Origin of the sequence: Halopolyspora algeriensis (genome assembly GCF_003337235.1) — a bacterium.
Lineage (GTDB): Bacteria > Actinomycetota > Actinomycetes > Mycobacteriales > Pseudonocardiaceae > Haloactinomyces > Haloactinomyces algeriensis.
Window position 1 is genome coordinate 93772 of the sequence record NZ_QPJC01000011.1, and the last position, 15766, is coordinate 109537.

Genomic DNA, 15766 nt, shown 5'->3' on the forward strand with positions numbered 1-15766 from the left:
TTGAACGAACCGGGTCTCGCCGGCTCGCATCGGTCCGGCTCGCATCGGTGGCGCTGCCGCCTTATCCTGTTCTCACTCCGATCAGGATCGGTCGTGCTCGTACTCGGCCGAGCACAGGGAATCGAGCAGAGGGCTTGCTGACCTCCGTTCCGGCAGGCCACAGCGATCGCTTACCGTGCCGCCGCCGGTGGCTCGGCTTGACCTGAACAGGTGGTGGCACAGAGGGACGCGGCGCCGCATCGGCGGCACCGGCCGCGCAGATTCGTCGCAGACTCTCGAAAGCGGCACTCGGAGAGGTGAGCCGCAATGGTCCAGTACCTCAAGACACACACGAATCCGCCGGTGTTCGTCATCTCGGCGCTCGTGACCCTGGCCTTCGTACTGTGGGGTGTGCTCGCCCCGGCCAATGTCGCCACGGTGGCCGGCGCGGTGAACAGTTTCATCACGACGAATTTCGAATGGCTCTACATCATCGCCGCGAGTTTCTTTCTGATTTTCGTCCTCCTCATCATGATCAGCCGATACGGAACCATCCGGCTCGGTCCTCCCGATTCCACACCGGAATACGGCAACACGGCCTGGTTCGCCATGTTGTTCACCGCCGGTATGGGAATCGGACTCGTGTACTACGCGGTCAGCGAGCCGGTGACGCATTTCCTCAACCCCCCGGTCGGTGAGGGCGGTACCCGGGAAGCGGTCCCGCAGGCGATGAACCTGACGTTCTTCCACTGGGGTCTGCACCCGTGGGCGATCTACATCGTTCTCGGCCTGGCGCTGGGCTACTTCGCTTTCCGCAAGGGACTCCCGTTGCGCCCCGCCGCCGCCTTGTACCCGCTGATCGGCGACAGGCTCTACGGATGGCTCGGCAACACCATCGACATCCTCGCGGTGTTCGGAACCCTGTTCGGGCTCGCGACCTCGCTGGGACTGGGCGGTCAGCAGGTCGGAGCCGGGCTCGAAGCGCTGTTCGGCATACCGAATACGACGTTCCTGCAGATCGTGTTGATTCTGGCGATCACGTCCATCGCGGTCGTGTCGGTGATGCTCGGTATCGACAAGGGGATCCGGAACCTCTCGCTGATCAATCTCTGGCTCGCGTTGGCACTGATGGTGTTCGTGTTCGGGTTCGCCTCCTCGCGGGACCTGCTCAATGCGCTGGCGGCGAACATCGGAACATACCTGCAGAATCTGCCGGTCACCAGCTTCGAGACGTATCCGGGAAACAACGCGGCCCAGGAATGGCAGGCCTCCTGGACGCTGTTCTACTGGGGCTGGTGGATCTCGTGGTCACCGTTCGTCGGCATGTTCATCGCCCGGATCTCCTACGGCCGCACCATCCGGTCGTTCATCGCCGGGGCACTGTTCGCGCCGGTCGGTGCCTCCATGGTGTGGCTGACGGTCTTCGGTGACGCGGCACTGCGCTCGCTGCTGCGCAATCCCGACAACCCGCTGGCCGAAGCCGGTGCCGAGACCGCGATGTTCTCGCTGCTGCAGCAATTACCGATCCCGCAGGCGCTGACCGTGCTCTCCTCCGTGGTCGTGATCGTCGTGGTCGTGTTGTTCTTCGCCACCTCCTCGGACTCCGGGTCGTTGGTGGTCGACATCCTGACCAATGGCGGGGATCCGCATCCGAGGTGGCAGCAGCGCCTGTTCTGGGCCGTGCTGGAGGGGGTGATCGCGGCCATTCTGCTGGCCGCGGGTGCGGTCAGTGGTGCGGACGCACTCAGCGCCCTGCAGGCGGCCTCCATCGTGGCCGGGTTGCCCTTCTGCATCGTGCTGCTGGTGATGTGCATCGGGATATGGCGCGGGTTGGCTTCCGAGCGGGGCGTACTCGCGGGTACCCGGGAACCGAGTCCGCTGGTTGCCATGCGAGCGGAAACCATGCGCTCCAGGGGTTCCAGCAGTACCCGCACGGATGTCGCCGAGCGGGAGGCCGAGACCGGTTCGACCGAGAGCGCGGAGGAGGACACCGGCTCACCGCCGCAGCGGTGAGCCGGTGCCGCGGCGGGACGAGGCCGGCGCCCGGCGGTCCGTGCCCGGTGGAAGCGGTGGCTGGAGCAACCACCCGAGCGAGCTTGCCGCCCTCTTCATCTAGGCTCGGGCGCATGCAACCCTGGTCGTCGGTTCCCGTTCCCAGCGTGCCCGGTACACCGCGCCCCCTGCGGCTGTTCGACACCGCCACCGGTGAGATCCGCCCCACCGGAGCGGGTCGGCAGGCGCGGATGTACGTGTGCGGTATCACTCCCTACGACGCGACCCATCTCGGGCACGCCGCCACCTACCTGGCCTATGACCTGGTGCACCGCATCTGGCGGGACAACGGCCACGACGTGCACTACGTGCAGAACGTCACCGACATCGACGATCCGTTGCTGGAGCGGGCCGAGCGGGACAACGAGGACTGGATCGTGCTCGGCATGCGTGAAACCGCCCTGTTCCGTGAGGACATGGAAGCTCTGCGGGTACTTCCGCCGGGAGACTTCATCGGTGCGGTCGAGGCGATGCCCGAGATCGTGCAAGCGGTCGGCAAGCTGCTCTCCTCCGGTGCGGCCTACCGGCTCGACGACGAGTACCCGGATGTCTACTTCCGGTACAACGCCACGGGCAGGCTCGGTTACGAATCGCACTACAGCCGGGCGGATATGGAGGCGGTCTACGCCGACCGCGGAGGAGACCCGGACCGCGCGGGCAAGGAGCACCCTCTGGATGCCCTGCTGTGGCGCATGGCCAGGCCCGGAGAACCGTCCTGGGATTCCGAGCTCGGTGCCGGCCGCCCGGGGTGGCACCTCGAGTGCTCGGCCATCGCGCTCAACCGGCTGGGGATCGGATTCGACCTCCAGGGAGGTGGCTCGGACCTGGCGTTCCCGCACCACGAGTTCAGCGCCGCCCATGCCGAGGCGCTCACCGGTGAGTATCCGTTCGCGCGCCACTATTCCCACACGGGCATGGTCGGACTGGACGGTGCGAAGATGTCGAAGTCGAAGGGCAACCTCGTTTTCGTCTCCCGGCTGCGCGGGGACCGGGTCGATCCGATGGCCATCCGTCTGGCGCTGCTCGACGGGCACTACCGCAGTGACCGTTCGTGGACGGCCGATGTGCTCACCGGAGGCGCTGCCCGACTCGCGCGCTGGCGCCAGGCGGTCAAGGCGGAGTCCGGGCCGGTTGCGGAGCAGGCGGTGGCCGGGCTTCGGGAACGGCTGTCCGACGATCTCGACACCGAACGTGCCCTCCAGGCGGTGGATGCCTGGGTCGACGAGGTGCTGAGCGGCCGTGGTGACGATCACCACGCCCCGGCGGTGATGCGCGACGCCGTGGACGCCCTGCTCGGTGTTCGCCTGTAACTGCTCGTCGACGGGCTCGAATGCGCCACCGCCGGGGTGATCCCCCCGCATGGACTTTCCCGGTGCCGTCTGATTGGATCTTGCCCATGACTCCGCACACAGCCGGAATCGGCGCCGCGCGCGCGGATGGCGAGGTGCCATGGTGACTCGACTCCGGGACATGCTCGAACGCTCCCGCAAATCACTACTGGACCCCGCGACCAAGCAACGGTGGGAAGGATCCACCCGGCAGTGGTTGCAGCGGTCCCGCGAGACCGTGAGCCAACTGGTCGGCTCCCCGACCGCCCGGGAAACGGGTTCGCAGGAAGTGTTGGCAGGGGTGTGTTCGAGCGTGGCTCTGCGCGATCTCAACCTCGTGGATTCGCTGCTGGAGCAACTCGAGCAGATGGAGTCCGACGAGGACGATCCCGACACGCTCGCACGGCTGTACAAACTCGACCACCTCGCGACTCGTCTACGGCGCAACGGGGAGAACCTCCGGGTGCTGGCCGGGCGCGACGCCGGTGGCAGCCACGCCGAGACGTCTCCGCTGGTCGATGTGATCCGTGCGGGTATGTCCTCGATCGAGCACTACACGCGGATCGAACTGGGCAAGATCGCCACTCTCGGCGTGGTGGGGTTCGCCGCCGACGATGTCAGCAGGTTGCTCGCCGAGTTGCTGGACAACGCCACGACTCACTCACCCCCGAATTCCGCGGTGACCGTCAGCGCACACCTCACCGAGCAGGGCAGCGTCATGGTGCGCATCGAGGACTCGGGTATCGGGCTGCCCGCGGCACGCCTGTCCGCGCTGAACGAGCGGCTGGCCAGCGCACCGGTGCTGGACCGCAACGCGGTGCAGCACATGGGGCTCGCGGTGGTGCGGCGGCTGTCCGCCAGGCACAATGTTCGCGTGTGGTTGGCCCGGCGGGCGCCGCACGGCACCACTGCTTCGGTCCTGCTGCCACCTGCGCTGGTTCAGGGCACCGTGGCTTCCACGCGCCGGCGAGCGAGTCCTGCCGGGGGCGCCGCTGCGGATGCCGGATCGAAGCCACGCACGTCCGGGGTTGCCGCAGCACTCCAGCAGGCACGTTCCCGGCCCGGCGCCGAGAGCCGGGGTTCCATCGCGTCCGGCGTGGGGCAGGAATCGGAAATGGTCTCCGCCGATTCGAACGGCTTTCCGGCGCAGGAGCCTCGGGCAGGAAAGCCCGAGCAGCATTCCACGTCGACGGATTCCGCGACGACGGCCAACGGGCTACCCCGCCGGGTGCCGCAGAGCTTGAAGGAACCGTCGATAACCTGGCCGCCCCCTGCGCCCGAGACCGACGGGTCCGGTGGCTCGGGCGAATCCGACGAGCAGGACCAGCGCGCCGGTCATGAGCAACTGCTCGCCGACCTCGGTGCCTTCGCCGCGGGTGAGCAGGCCGCTCATGCCGAGAACCAATCCCGTACCGACACAGCCGAAGGACACGATCAGTGACGGCGGCAGACGGCAACGCATACCCGCAGGATTTCGACTGGCTGGTCGACGACTTCGTCGGCCGGGTCCACGGCGTGACCCATGCGCTGATCCTGTCCGCTGACGGACTACCGCTCGCGGCATCCTCGACGGTGGGATCGGACGATGCCGAACAACTCGCGGCGATCTCCAGTGGTTTGCTCAGCCTTGCCCACAACAGTGCTGTCCTGTTCGACAAGGGCAGTTGTGAGCAGATCATCATCCGGATGAGTCAGGGTTACTTCCTGTTCATGGGAATCGGGTCCGGTGCGTGCCTGGCGGTGCTGACCTCCTCGGAAGCGGAAATGCGAGTTGTGGCCTACGAGATGACGCAGTTCGTGGAAAACACCGGGCACGCTCTGACTCCCGAGGTGCGTGCCGACCTGCGCCGCGTGGTCACCGCTCGGCGACCCCGTGACTGAACCGCGAAGGAAGCCCGATGGCCACTCATCCGCAGCCCCGTACGGAAAATCGCAGTAGCCGGGTGCGTCCGTACGCCCTCACCGGGGGGCGTACCCGAACGCGTCACCAGCTACTGGTCGAGACGATGATCTCGGTGCCGGATTACGACGCCGATTTCGCCGAGACACTCATGCCCGAATCGCGTGCGGTGTACGAGCAAGCGCGCACTCCGGTCTCGCTGGCCGAGCTGTCGGCCTCGTTGACGATCCCGCTGGGGGTGATCCGGGTATTGGTCAGTGATCTGGCCGCCGGCGGAGACATCTTCATCCATCCGACCGGGCATTCCTACCAGTACGACCACACCATCCTCGAGAGGATTCTCGATGGGCTCAACCAGTTCTCCGCATGACTTCGCCGAGTTGATGCTCTCGGCGAAGATCGTGGTCGCGGGTGGCTTCGGAGTAGGCAAGACCACGTTCGTCTCCTCGGTTTCGGAAGTGCCTCCGTTGAACAGCGAGGCATGGATGACCGAGGCCAGCGAGGGGATCGACGAGATCGACCCCGAAACCGAGAAGACGACCACGACGGTCGCCATGGATTTCGGGCGCATCGAGCTGCATTCGGATCTCATGCTCTACTTGTTCGGCACGCCGGGCCAGTCGCGTTTCTGGTTTTTGTGGGACGATCTCTCCCGTGGTGCACTCGGTGCGATCGTGCTGGTGGACACCCGCCGTCTGCAGGAATCCTTTGCTGCGATCAATTACTTCGAACACGATTCGGACGTCCCGTTCATCGTCGCGCTGAATCTGTTCGAGGGGGAACTCACCCATGATCTCTCCGAGGTCCGGGAGGCACTGGCGCTGGGGCCGGATGTCCCGCTGGTGACCTGCGACGCTCGAGACACAGCGTCCACTGTGGACGCTCTTCGTGATCTTGTTTCCTACACGATGCGGTTGAATGTGACGCATGGAGCCGCCTGAGCCGCCCGAGGGCAGCGTGCGGAACTCGAACGGCGGCACCGGCAATGAGGGAAGGTGACCAAGGATGCGCAAGATCCTCATCATCGGTGCGGGGCAGGCGGGCCTGCAACTGGGACTCAGCCTGCTGGACCACGATTACGACGTGACGGTGATGTCCGCACGGACTCCCGAGGAGATCCGGGGTGGCCGGGTCATGTCCACCCAGGCGATGTTTCACACCGCCCTGCAGCACGAGCGTGACCACAAGCTGAACCTGTGGGAGGACCAGGCTCCCGAGATCGAGGGCCTCGGCCTGTCGTTGGCCGGCCCGGACGGGTCCCGCGCTCTCGACTGGGTGGGATGGTTGGACAACTACGGCCAGTCGATCGACCAGCGCATCAAGATGGCCGGATGGCTCGAATTGTTCGAGGAGCGTGGCGGCAAGGCCATCTTTCACGGTGTCACCACGGCCGATCTGGACGGGTTGATCAAGCACTACGAGCTCGTTCTGGTGGCCGCGGGGAAGGGAGAGCTGGTCCAGCTCTTCCATCGGAACCCGGAGCGGTCCCCCTACACCGCACCCCAGCGCATGCTGTCGGTGTCCTATGTGCACGGTGGGCGGCGGCGACCGGAACATCCCGATGCGGACGCGGTCCGGTTCAACGTGGTCCCCGGTGTCGGCGAGTTGTTCGTCATCCCGGGATTCACGCTGAGCGGTCCGTGCGAGATCCCGTTCTTCGAGGGGTTGCCCGGTGGCCCGCTGGACTGCTGGTCGGATCGTCCCGGCCCGGCCGAGCACTGGAACCGGATGCGGGAGCTCATGCGGCAGTACTTCCCGTGGGAGTACGACCGCTTCAAGGATGCGGAACTGACCGACCCGCAGGCAACCCTCACGGGTGGCTACGCTCCCGTCGTGCGGCATCCGGTCGCGAAGCTGCCTTCCGGTGGACACGTGCTGGGGATGGCCGATGTTGTCGTCGCCAACGATCCGATCACCGGGCAGGGGTCCAACAACGCGAGCAAGTGTGCGGCCTCCTACCTGGACAGCATCCTCGAGCGTGGCGAGCAACCGTTCGATGCGCAGTGGATGGAGGACGCCTTCGAGCGTTACTGGTCTCGTGCCGAGCCGGTCACCCGGTGGACCAACACCATGCTGCAGCCGCCGCCGGAGCACGTGATGAACCTCTTCGGGGCCGCGCAGGAAAACGAGACCATCCGCACCCGCTTTGTCAACGGCTTCGACAACCCGGCGGATTTCGACAACTGGTTCCTCGATCCCGTTCGGGCCGAGGAGTACCTCAAGCAGGTGGGGTAAGAGGGCACGAGGTCCCGGTTGAACCACCTCCGCGGTTCAGCCGGGACCGGGGGCCGGACCTTTGCCCCCGCGCCCGCCGGGTCCCCTGCGCCGCAGGTAGCGTTCGAACTCCGCCGCGATGGTGTCGCCGCTGGTTTCGGTGAGCGCGGTCTCGGCGTCACCGCGTTCCTCCAGGGCGCGCACGTAGTTGCGGACGTCTTCGTCCTCGTCGGCCATCTCGCTGACGGTGTTCTCCCACTCCTCGGCCTGCTCGGGCAGGTTGCTCAGCGGCACCTCCAGATCGAGTGTCTCCTCGACCCGGTGCAGCAGCGCCAGAGTCGCCTTGGGGGAGGGCGGCTGGGAGACGTAGTGCGGGACGGCCGCCCAGAAGGAGATCGCGGGAATTCCGGCCTGCACGCACGCGTCCTGGAAGATGCCCACGATCCCGGTCGGGCCCTCGTACCGGGAACGCTCCAGCCCGAAGCGCTCCGCCGACTCGGCGTCGTAAGCGGCACCGGTGACGGGCACGGGGCGGGTGTGCGGGGCATCGGCCAGCAGGGCGCCGAGGGTGACGACGGTACGAACACCGGCCCGTTCGAGATGGGAGAGCAGCTCCGAGCAGAACGCGCGCCAGCGCATGTTCGGCTCGATACCGTGCACCAGCACGACGTCGTTGTCCGCCCCGGGCGGTCGGCACACGGACAGACGAGTGGTCGGCCATGTCACCTGGCGAGTGACTCCGTCCACCAGGTGGACCGTGGGGCGGGATACCTGGAAGTCGTAGTACGGATCCGGGTCGATCTCGGTCCAGGGGGTCGCATCCCAGGTCAGCTGCAGGTGCTCGATCGCGGTGCTGGCGGCATCGCCGGCGTCGTTCCAGCCTTCGAAGGCCAGGATCGCGGTCGGGTTGTTGAGCTCGGACAGATCCAGCTCGCTCATACCAGCCTCCCGTGTTCGAAGCAGGGGAACGGTTGCGGGAACGGCTCCCGCCCATCGTTCCACCGCTCGAAAGCCGTCACCACGATCGAGCCGGCCGGGGTCGGCTTCGCGGGCGGGGGTTCGGCAGGGCGCAGGTTACGATCGGTCACCGCGTCAGCGTACGTCGTGAGGAAACTGCCGCGCCTGGCGGTGGCCACCGTCGGAGTGTGCGACATCTTCAGTGGGAGTGGCCACATCGATGCCTGCAGAGGGTGAAGAACCTCGTATCCTGGCCGACATGCCCGGTGCCAGCACGTCTTCGGCGAGTCGCGTTCATGAGGCGCGTGCGATCTCCCCGGACGGCTCAGCGCAGCCCTCCGCCGACCTCGCCGCGGTGCTGTTCGACATGGATGGCACGCTGGTCGATTCCGAGCAGCTGTGGACGCTCGCACTGGACGACTACGCGTCTCACCGGGGCGGGGTGATCAGCGATGCCACGCGTGCTCTGATGGTCGGCTCGAACATGCGGCGGAGCATGAATCTGCTGCTGACCGACCTCGGCCTGTCCGCAGGGGAAGGCGATGTCACCGCGGCCGCGCGGTGGGTCGAGCAGCGCACCGCCGAGCTGTTCCGGCAGGGTCTGCCGTGGCGACCGGGAGCGCACCGGTTGCTGCACGACCTCCGGGCCCGTGGCATTCCCACGGCTCTGGTCACCTCCACCTATCGCTCACTGACCGAGATCGCCCTGGAGACCATCGGCCGGGACGCGTTCGAGGTCATCGTGTGCGGCGACGAGGTCGGCGATCGGAACAAGCCGGACCCGGAGCCGTACCTGCGGGCCTGTCGTTCGCTGGGGGTCGAGCCCACCCGCTGCGTGGCGATCGAGGATTCGCCGAGCGGGTTACGGGCTGCGGTCGCGTCGGGCTGTGCGGTCGTCGGCGTACCGTGCGAGGTTCCTCTGGATCCGGAGGACGGGGGAGTCCGGTGCGACTCTCTGGCCGAGTTGGACGCCGGTTCGCTCGGTGAACTGCTCGCCGGCCGACCACTGTCGGCACCCCGGGGCACGGGATGCAAGGATCGTGCATCGTGAAGACCTTCGACGAGCTGTTCATCGAACTGCAGGAACGAGCCCGGTCCCGGCCGGAAGGGTCATCGACGGTGTCCGCACTCGATGCCGGGGTTCATGCCCAGGGCAAGAAGGTTCTCGAAGAGGCAGGCGAGGTGTGGATCGCCGCCGAGTACCAATCCGATGAACAGCTGGCCGAAGAGGCGTCGCAGCTTCTCTACCGCCTGCAGGTCATCCTGCTCGCACGCGGGCTGTCCTTGGACGATGTCTACCGCTACCTGTGAACCGGTTCGCCGGGTGAGAGGAGAACAACCCGATGCTGCGTGTGGCAGTGCCCAACAAGGGCACGTTGGCCGGTGCCGCCTCCGAGATGCTCGCGGAAGCCGGGTACCGGCAGCGCCATGAGCAGCGGGACCTGACCGTGCTCGACAGCGCCAACGACGTCGAGTTCTTCTTCCTGCGCCCCAAGGACATCTCGATCTACGTGGGCTCCGGTGAGCTCGATCTCGGGATCACCGGCCGCGATCTGGCGCTGGACTCGGGGGCGCCGGTGTCCGAGCGGCTCTCTCTCGGGTTCGGCGGTTCGACCTTTCGCTACGCGGCGCCGAACGACCGGGACTGGACCGTCGATGCGTTGGAGGGCAAGCGGGTCGCCACGTCCTACCCCCAGCTGGTGGCCGATGATCTCGCGCGGTACGGGGTGCAGGCCGAGGTGATCCGGCTCGATGGTGCGGTCGAGATCTCGATTCAACTGGGTGTGGCCGATGCGATCGCCGATGTGGTCGGGTCCGGTCGTACGCTGCGCCAGCACGGTTTGATCGCCTTCGGCGAGTCGATCTGCACGTCCGAAGCCGTGGTGGTCGAGCGCGCCGGTGTCGACGGTGACCGTACCCGGGAGCAGCAGGACCAGGAGCGGGCCAAGGAGCAGCTGGTGGCGCGGCTTCAGGGTGTCGTGTTCGCTCAGCAGTACGTGATGCTGGACTACAACTGCCCGCGCGAGTTGCTCGACGAGGCGATGCGCACGACGCCGGGACTGGAGTCGCCGACGATGGCTCCGCTGGCCGACGAACGCTGGGTGGCCGTACGTGCGATGGTCTCTCGCAAGGACGCGCCTGCGATCATGGACCGTCTTGTGGCACTGGGAGCGAAGGCGATTCTGTCCTCCGACATCCGCGCTTGCCGCCTCTGACCGGCATTCCTCGCCGGTGGATCCGGCCGAGTGCGAGCGGCGTGCGGAGGCTGCGGGGCGACACCACCGTGATCGACTGTGTGCTCGAATCGTGATCGAATTCGCCCTGTAAGCCGGCTTCGGAACGCATAATGGGCCGGACATGATCTTGGACGGTGATCGGAGAAGCATGCGCGTCGTGGACCCGGGCTCGTCACCACCCCGGTGGGAGTTGTACGCGGGGATGCCCTGCTGGATCGAATTGGTCACGACCGATCCCGAGCATGCTCGAGAGTTCTATGCGGGCCTGTTCGGCTGGACCTACGAGATCCACCGGGACCGGCAGGCCGGGGACCACGTCATCGCCTTCCGGGACGGGTTCCCGGTCGCGAGCATCCGCACGGCCACGCGCGGACCGAGCGAGTGGCGCCTGTTCCTGGCCACCGCCGATATCACTGCGGCCGTGACTCGGGCCGACAGGCACGGTGCCACGGTGACGGTGCCGACCACGCACGTGTCCGGCGTCGGGGCCAAGGTCGTGCTCAACGGTCCCTCCGATGCCGAGTTCGGGCTTCTCCAGCCCCAGTCCTCCTGGCAGTTCGACGTGGGACTGCCGGGCACCCTCATGTGGGCGGAGCTGGTGACCATCAAGGCTCAGACCGCGGACCTGTTCTTCCAAGAACTGTTCGGCTACACCTCCGAGCAGTTCGGCGCCGAGAACAGATCGGACTATTCGGTGTGGTACCTCGGTGACGAGTCGGTACTGGCCAGGGTCAGCATGCTGCGGGATCACATCACGACCGAGACCCGGCCGCACTGGCTGCTGTACCTGGGCGTGGAGCCGGATACCGGTACCGACGAGCTGGTCCGCCGGGCCGTCTCTCTCGGCGGCCGGGTCCGGGTCGATCCGTACGACTCCCAGCTCGGACGTGTCTCCGTTCTGCGGGATCCCGCCGGTGCGCGGTTCGCGGTGGTGGATCCCACCCAGGCGCCCGGGGATCACGGCAGTGCCGCCAATTACGACCCCTACGGGGACTAGAAGAGGGTACGCGGGTGGGCTCGTGTCGCGGTGCGGGTGGCGGAACCCCGCTGCGGCGCCGGTTGCTCACCCGGAGGAAGCGGCTGACGCCGCTTCCCCGACGGTCGATGCGGCCACACAGTCGGCCATACCGATCGGCGCGGCCACCGAGGAGCCTATCGCGGAGCGAGAAGCAGGGATTGCGCCGACCGGCCCACCGGGCCCGCCGTGTCGTGCAGGGTACTGTGCGCGAGCCCGGCCCCGTCCGGGCCGGAATCCATCCGTGCGTCCAGCCCGATCCACTCGCCCCGCGGTTCGCGGGAAAGGTGCACGGTCAGATCGGTGTTGGCGAACGTCCACTCCCGGAAGCGCAACCGGCTGGAAACCCCGCTCGAGCAGTCGGCGACGGCGAACAGGCGCTGCAGCGCCGTGGGTTCCTCACCACCGAGCAACGGCATCTTCGGCCGTGCCCACACTCGCGCGTGGCCGGTACCGAGCATCGACTCGTCGGCGATACGCCATTCCAGCGCGCTCGCGTAGCCGCCGGTCCACCCGTCGGGCGTCGGCATCGGTGCCCAGCTTTCCGGGGAGTCGAAGGGCTCGGTGTCCTCGGCCGCGATCGAGGTGGTGTCACCGCGAACCATGCGCCAGGCCCGCGCTGTGGCGGCGGGCCGACCCTCCGCGGACAGCGTGGCCGAGACGAGTTCGACCGAGCGGCCCGGCCGGGTCATCTCGGTGTGTATGTCCAGTTCCCCCACGGGGACCGGCCCGAGGACGTCGACGCCGACACGCCTGATCGCCATGTCCTGCCGAGGACGGAACCTCTCCAACTCGCGTACCAGCAGCGCCGAGACGGGACCCAGGTGCTGAGCCTTGTCCGACCACGGCCCGACCGTGTGCTCGGTCGCGTGATACCGACCCTCGCCGAGGGATTCGTAGAAAACTCGGACGGGCTGCGAGATGTTCACGGCATTCCTTGTCGTTCGGGAACTCATTGCGAAGGCGAGGTCGCACGGAGCGCGCTCAGTCGGTGCGGTCCAGCACGCTTTCGGAGCCCGCATCCGGTTCCGGCCACCCCGGATAGGGCGGGGGAGTGCCGCCGTGCGCGGGACACAGCGGCTTGTGGTCGCAGTAGTTGCACAACTTCGACGGATTCGGGCGGAAATCGCCGGAACGTCCCGCGCGCAGAATGGCCTGCCAGATCGCGTTCAGGGTCCGCTCGAATCGCCGCAACTCGGCCTCGTCCGGCGTGTAGGCCAGTGACTGCTTGTCGGCCAGATACATCAACAGCAACTGGCGCGGGAGCTCGCCGCGAGTTCGCCACAACACCAGCGCGTAGAACTTCATCTGGAACAGGGCCTTGGCTTCCCCGACCTCGCGCGGGGCCGCTCCCGTCTTGTAGTCGACCAGCCGGATCTCCCCGGTGGGAGCGACATCGACCCGATCGATGAACCCGCGCAGCAGGACACCGGTGTCGAGCTCGGTTTCCACCTTCAGTTCGCACGCCTCGGGTTCCAGGCGGCGCGGATCCTCCAGCTCGAAGTAGGAATCCAGCAGGGTGCTCGCCGATTCCAGCCAGCTCGTCAACTCGGGATCGTCGGGACCGTCGAACAACGTCCCCAGCTCCGGTTGCTGCGTGAGCAGTTCCTCCCAGCCGGGTGTGAGCAACTCACGCGCGTGTGCCGGGTCGCGCTCGGAAACCGGCAGAGCGAACAGCCGCTCCAGCGCCGAGTGGACGACCGTGCCGCGTACCTGTGCCCGTGTCGGTGTCTCCGGCAGCCGATCCACGACGCGGAAGCGGTACAGCAGCGGGCACTGCTTGAAATCACCTGCCCGCGACGGCGAGAGCGCCGGTCGGCGCCGAGTACTGTCGCCGGTCGCCTCCGTCGGTGCCGTGTCCGTCATGGTTCAGCACCCTAAACGAAGGCTCCGACGTCGCTGTCGCCTCCGGAGGACATGGCGGGCTGTGCCGCTTTCCACGGCAGGCGTTTTACGCTGCGTGCATGGCCACCACTTCAGGGCAAGATCGCAACGGTCTGCACGGGGGAGGGCTGTTGCTCGGCCGTGTGGCGGGGGTTCCCGTCCTGCTGTCCCCCTCGTGGTGGGTGGGGGCCGCATTGATCGTCCTGCTCTACACCCCACTCGTCGGCCGAATCCTGCCCCACACGGGGATCTGGAGCAGCGCGGTGATCGCCGCCGTGTTCACCGTGCTGCTGGCGCTGTCGGTGCTGGTGCACGAGCTCGGACACTGCGTGGTGGCGCTGCGGATCGGGCTGCCCGTACGTCGCGTGCGCCTGTTCCTGCTCGGGGGCATCTCGGAAATAGCACGGCTTCCTCCGAAGCCTCGTCAGGAGGCGCTCATCGCCGCAGCAGGACCGGTCGTTTCGCTGGTGCTCGCGGCGGTGGCCGGACTCGGATGGCTGGCGCTGCACCCCACGGGTGCGATCTGGCTGCTGGTGGCCCAGACGTGCGTGGCCAACGTCGCGGTGGGGCTGCTCAATCTCCTGCCCGGCCTGCCGCTCGACGGTGGCCGGATGCTGCGCGCGGTGACCTGGGCGGTCACCGGTCGGCGGCGTGCGGGCACGACCGCCGGTGTGGTCGGTGCCGCCGTGGTCGCGATCGCGCTGGTCGTCTGGGCCGTCGCCGGCCTGCTCGGCGATGTACGAGGCCAGTGGCTACGGCTCGGCGTGTGCCTGCTGATGGCCTGGTTCGTGGTCGCCGGGGCCGGAGCCGAGCATGCAGCCGAGCAACGCAGGCACTGGCCGGACGGTGTGCAACTGCACGAGCTGGTGCGCCCCGTCCTGCAGTTGCCCGCCGAGAGCCCGGTCCGGGATGCGCTGACGGTCGCAGCGGGCCGGGGAGTGGTGCTGGTGCGCGCCGACGGGGTCGCTGTCGGGCTGCTGGACCAGGCCGCCGCCGAGCGGTTGGTGGCCCGGGCGCCGCAGGAACCGGCCGAGCGGGCCGCCGAACCGGTCACCCAGGAGACCGTCCTGCTGGACGACGAATCCGTCGATGCGATCCTCGAGCGGGTGCACAACGTGGCCGCCGCCCAGTTCCTCGTGGTGGATTCCGAAGGGCGTCCCCGTGGCGTGCTGCGGCGGACGGAACTGCGCAGTGTCACGGGAGCCGGATTGCACGACGAGTGAGCCGTCGTCGGCGTGGCGAGCCGTTCTGGGACGATGATGCGCCGTGCCCGCGTTGGTGGGCGAAAGTCTTCTTCCGGAGGTTTCAAACACGTGAGCACCGTCAGCGGTGAGTTCCGGCCGGGCGACCGGGTCCAGTTGACCGATCCGAAAGGGCGGCGCTACACGATCGTCCTCCGCACCGGTGGTGAGTACCACACGCATCGCGGTGTGCTCTCGCACGATCGGATCATCGGGAATCCGGAGGGGTCGGTGGTCGCCTCGGCGGGCGGGACGTCCTTCCTGGCGCTGCGTCCGCTGCTGTCCGACTATGTGCTGTCGATGCCGCGCGGTGCGCAGGTCATCTACCCGAAGGATGCCGCTCAGATCCTGATGTGGGGCGATATCCGTCCCGGTGCGCGGGTGCTCGAAGCCGGAGCGGGCTCCGGAGCGTTGACCTGCTCGCTGCTGCGTGCGGTCGGCGACGAAGGCAGCGTCGTCTCCTGCGAGGTACGGGCGGACCACGCCGAGCACGCCGAGCGCAACGTCGAGCGCTTCTTCGGTGCGAAACCCGACAACTGGACCCTGCAGGTGTGCGATCTCAACGAGTACGCGGGCGGGCCGGTCGATCGGATCGTGCTCGACATGCTCACGCCCTGGGACGCGCTGGAGACCGTGCACGAGAATCTGGTGCCGGGTGGAGTCCTGGTCGTCTACGTGGCCACGACGACGCAGCTGTCCCGTGTGACCGAGGCGCTGCGCGAGCAGCAGTCCTGGACCGAGCCGGAATCCTGGGAAACACTGCTGCGTCCCTGGCACGCCGTCGGCATGGCCGTGCGACCCGAGCACCGTATGGTGGCGCACACGGCCTTCCTGGTGGTCGCACGGCGCCTCGCCGAGGGCGTCACGCCTCCGAAGCCCCAGCGCCGCTCCGGCAAGGGCTGAGGGAGCCCGCAGCCGGTCCTGCAGCGTCCGGTGCACCGGCTTCGTGCCCGGTGCAC

Annotated in this window: 17 protein-coding genes; 13 read left to right on the top strand and 4 right to left on the bottom strand. The window is 67.4% G+C overall.

From position 1 onward, the window contains the following. The first annotated feature begins 306 nt into the window (after positions 1-306). From DFQ14_RS16240 to DFQ14_RS16270, 7 genes are all read left to right on the top strand, one after another. Complete coding sequence (locus tag DFQ14_RS16240; protein ID WP_114454143.1) at positions 307-1992, top strand: BCCT family transporter; 1686 nt, start codon at positions 307-309, stop codon at positions 1990-1992. 113 nt (positions 1993-2105) lie between these two features. Continuing rightward, entirely contained in the window at positions 2106-3341 is a 1236-nt protein-coding gene (mshC, locus tag DFQ14_RS16245) for a cysteine--1-D-myo-inosityl 2-amino-2-deoxy-alpha-D-glucopyranoside ligase (RefSeq protein WP_114454144.1), read from the top strand. A gap of 139 nt (positions 3342-3480) precedes the next feature. Continuing rightward, entirely contained in the window at positions 3481-4800 is a 1320-nt protein-coding gene (locus tag DFQ14_RS16250) for a sensor histidine kinase (protein WP_114454145.1), read from the top strand. Then, positions 4797-5240, top strand: coding sequence for a roadblock/LC7 domain-containing protein (locus DFQ14_RS16255; protein ID WP_114454146.1), 444 nt, complete (start codon positions 4797-4799; stop codon positions 5238-5240). Before DFQ14_RS16250 ends, DFQ14_RS16255 begins: the two co-directional genes overlap by 4 nt. 17 nt (positions 5241-5257) lie before the next feature. Continuing rightward, positions 5258-5629: a DUF742 domain-containing protein gene (locus tag DFQ14_RS16260; RefSeq protein ID WP_114454147.1), complete on the top strand. Its 372-nt coding sequence runs from the start codon at positions 5258-5260 to the stop codon at positions 5627-5629. Beyond that, complete coding sequence (locus DFQ14_RS16265) at positions 5604-6200, top strand: GTP-binding protein (protein WP_246195607.1); 597 nt, start codon at positions 5604-5606, stop codon at positions 6198-6200. The genes DFQ14_RS16260 and DFQ14_RS16265 overlap by 26 nt, the downstream gene beginning before the upstream one ends. 64 nt (positions 6201-6264) lie before the next feature. Next, the gene (locus DFQ14_RS16270; RefSeq protein WP_114454148.1) at positions 6265-7494 is read left to right on the top strand and encodes a styrene monooxygenase/indole monooxygenase family protein; all 1230 of its coding nucleotides are present in this window, start codon (positions 6265-6267) and stop codon (positions 7492-7494) included. Positions 7495-7530: 36 nt separating this feature from the next. Here DFQ14_RS16270 and DFQ14_RS16275 read toward each other — a convergent pair whose 3' ends face one another. After that, positions 7531-8412 carry a PAC2 family protein gene (locus tag DFQ14_RS16275; protein WP_114454149.1) on the bottom strand — a complete coding sequence of 294 codons (882 nt, stop codon included), beginning with the start codon at positions 8410-8412 and terminating at the stop codon, positions 7531-7533. Then, on the bottom strand, positions 8409-8561 hold the full coding sequence (locus DFQ14_RS21915; RefSeq protein ID WP_158546712.1) for a hypothetical protein: 153 nt from the start codon (positions 8559-8561) through the stop codon (positions 8409-8411). Before DFQ14_RS21915 ends, DFQ14_RS16275 begins: the two co-directional genes overlap by 4 nt. Before the next feature lie 128 nt (positions 8562-8689). On the opposite strand from DFQ14_RS21915, the gene DFQ14_RS16285 reads away from it, so the two are divergent. From DFQ14_RS16285 to DFQ14_RS16300, 4 genes are all read left to right on the top strand, one after another. After that, positions 8690-9481 (top strand): HAD family hydrolase, encoded by a 792-nt coding sequence (locus DFQ14_RS16285; RefSeq protein WP_257233747.1) that lies wholly within the window; start codon positions 8690-8692, stop codon positions 9479-9481. Further along, positions 9478-9741, top strand: a complete 264-nt coding sequence (locus tag DFQ14_RS16290) for a phosphoribosyl-ATP diphosphatase (protein WP_114454151.1) — start codon at positions 9478-9480, stop codon at positions 9739-9741. Before DFQ14_RS16285 ends, DFQ14_RS16290 begins: the two co-directional genes overlap by 4 nt. A gap of 32 nt (positions 9742-9773) precedes the next feature. Beyond that, positions 9774-10646: an ATP phosphoribosyltransferase gene (hisG, locus tag DFQ14_RS16295; protein WP_114454152.1), complete on the top strand. Its 873-nt coding sequence runs from the start codon at positions 9774-9776 to the stop codon at positions 10644-10646. A gap of 169 nt (positions 10647-10815) precedes the next feature. After that, positions 10816-11664: a VOC family protein gene (locus DFQ14_RS16300; protein WP_114454153.1), complete on the top strand. Its 849-nt coding sequence runs from the start codon at positions 10816-10818 to the stop codon at positions 11662-11664. Between the two features lie 155 nt (positions 11665-11819). On the opposite strand, the gene DFQ14_RS16305 is transcribed toward DFQ14_RS16300, so the two are convergent. Continuing rightward, positions 11820-12611 (bottom strand): thioesterase family protein, encoded by a 792-nt coding sequence (locus tag DFQ14_RS16305; protein ID WP_246195608.1) that lies wholly within the window; start codon positions 12609-12611, stop codon positions 11820-11822. A 55-nt stretch (positions 12612-12666) separates the two neighbouring features. Continuing rightward, positions 12667-13548, bottom strand: coding sequence for a RecB family exonuclease (locus DFQ14_RS16310; protein ID WP_114454155.1), 882 nt, complete (start codon positions 13546-13548; stop codon positions 12667-12669). A gap of 98 nt (positions 13549-13646) precedes the next feature. Here DFQ14_RS16310 and DFQ14_RS16315 point away from each other — a divergent pair, with 98 nt between their 5' ends. Together DFQ14_RS16315 and DFQ14_RS16320 are read left to right on the top strand one after the other, a co-directional pair. After that, positions 13647-14789, top strand: a complete 1143-nt coding sequence (locus DFQ14_RS16315) for a site-2 protease family protein (RefSeq protein WP_114454156.1) — start codon at positions 13647-13649, stop codon at positions 14787-14789. A 90-nt stretch (positions 14790-14879) separates the two neighbouring features. Further along, entirely contained in the window at positions 14880-15710 is an 831-nt protein-coding gene (locus DFQ14_RS16320) for a tRNA (adenine-N1)-methyltransferase (protein WP_276513328.1), read from the top strand. Positions 15711-15766 lie beyond the last annotated feature (56 nt).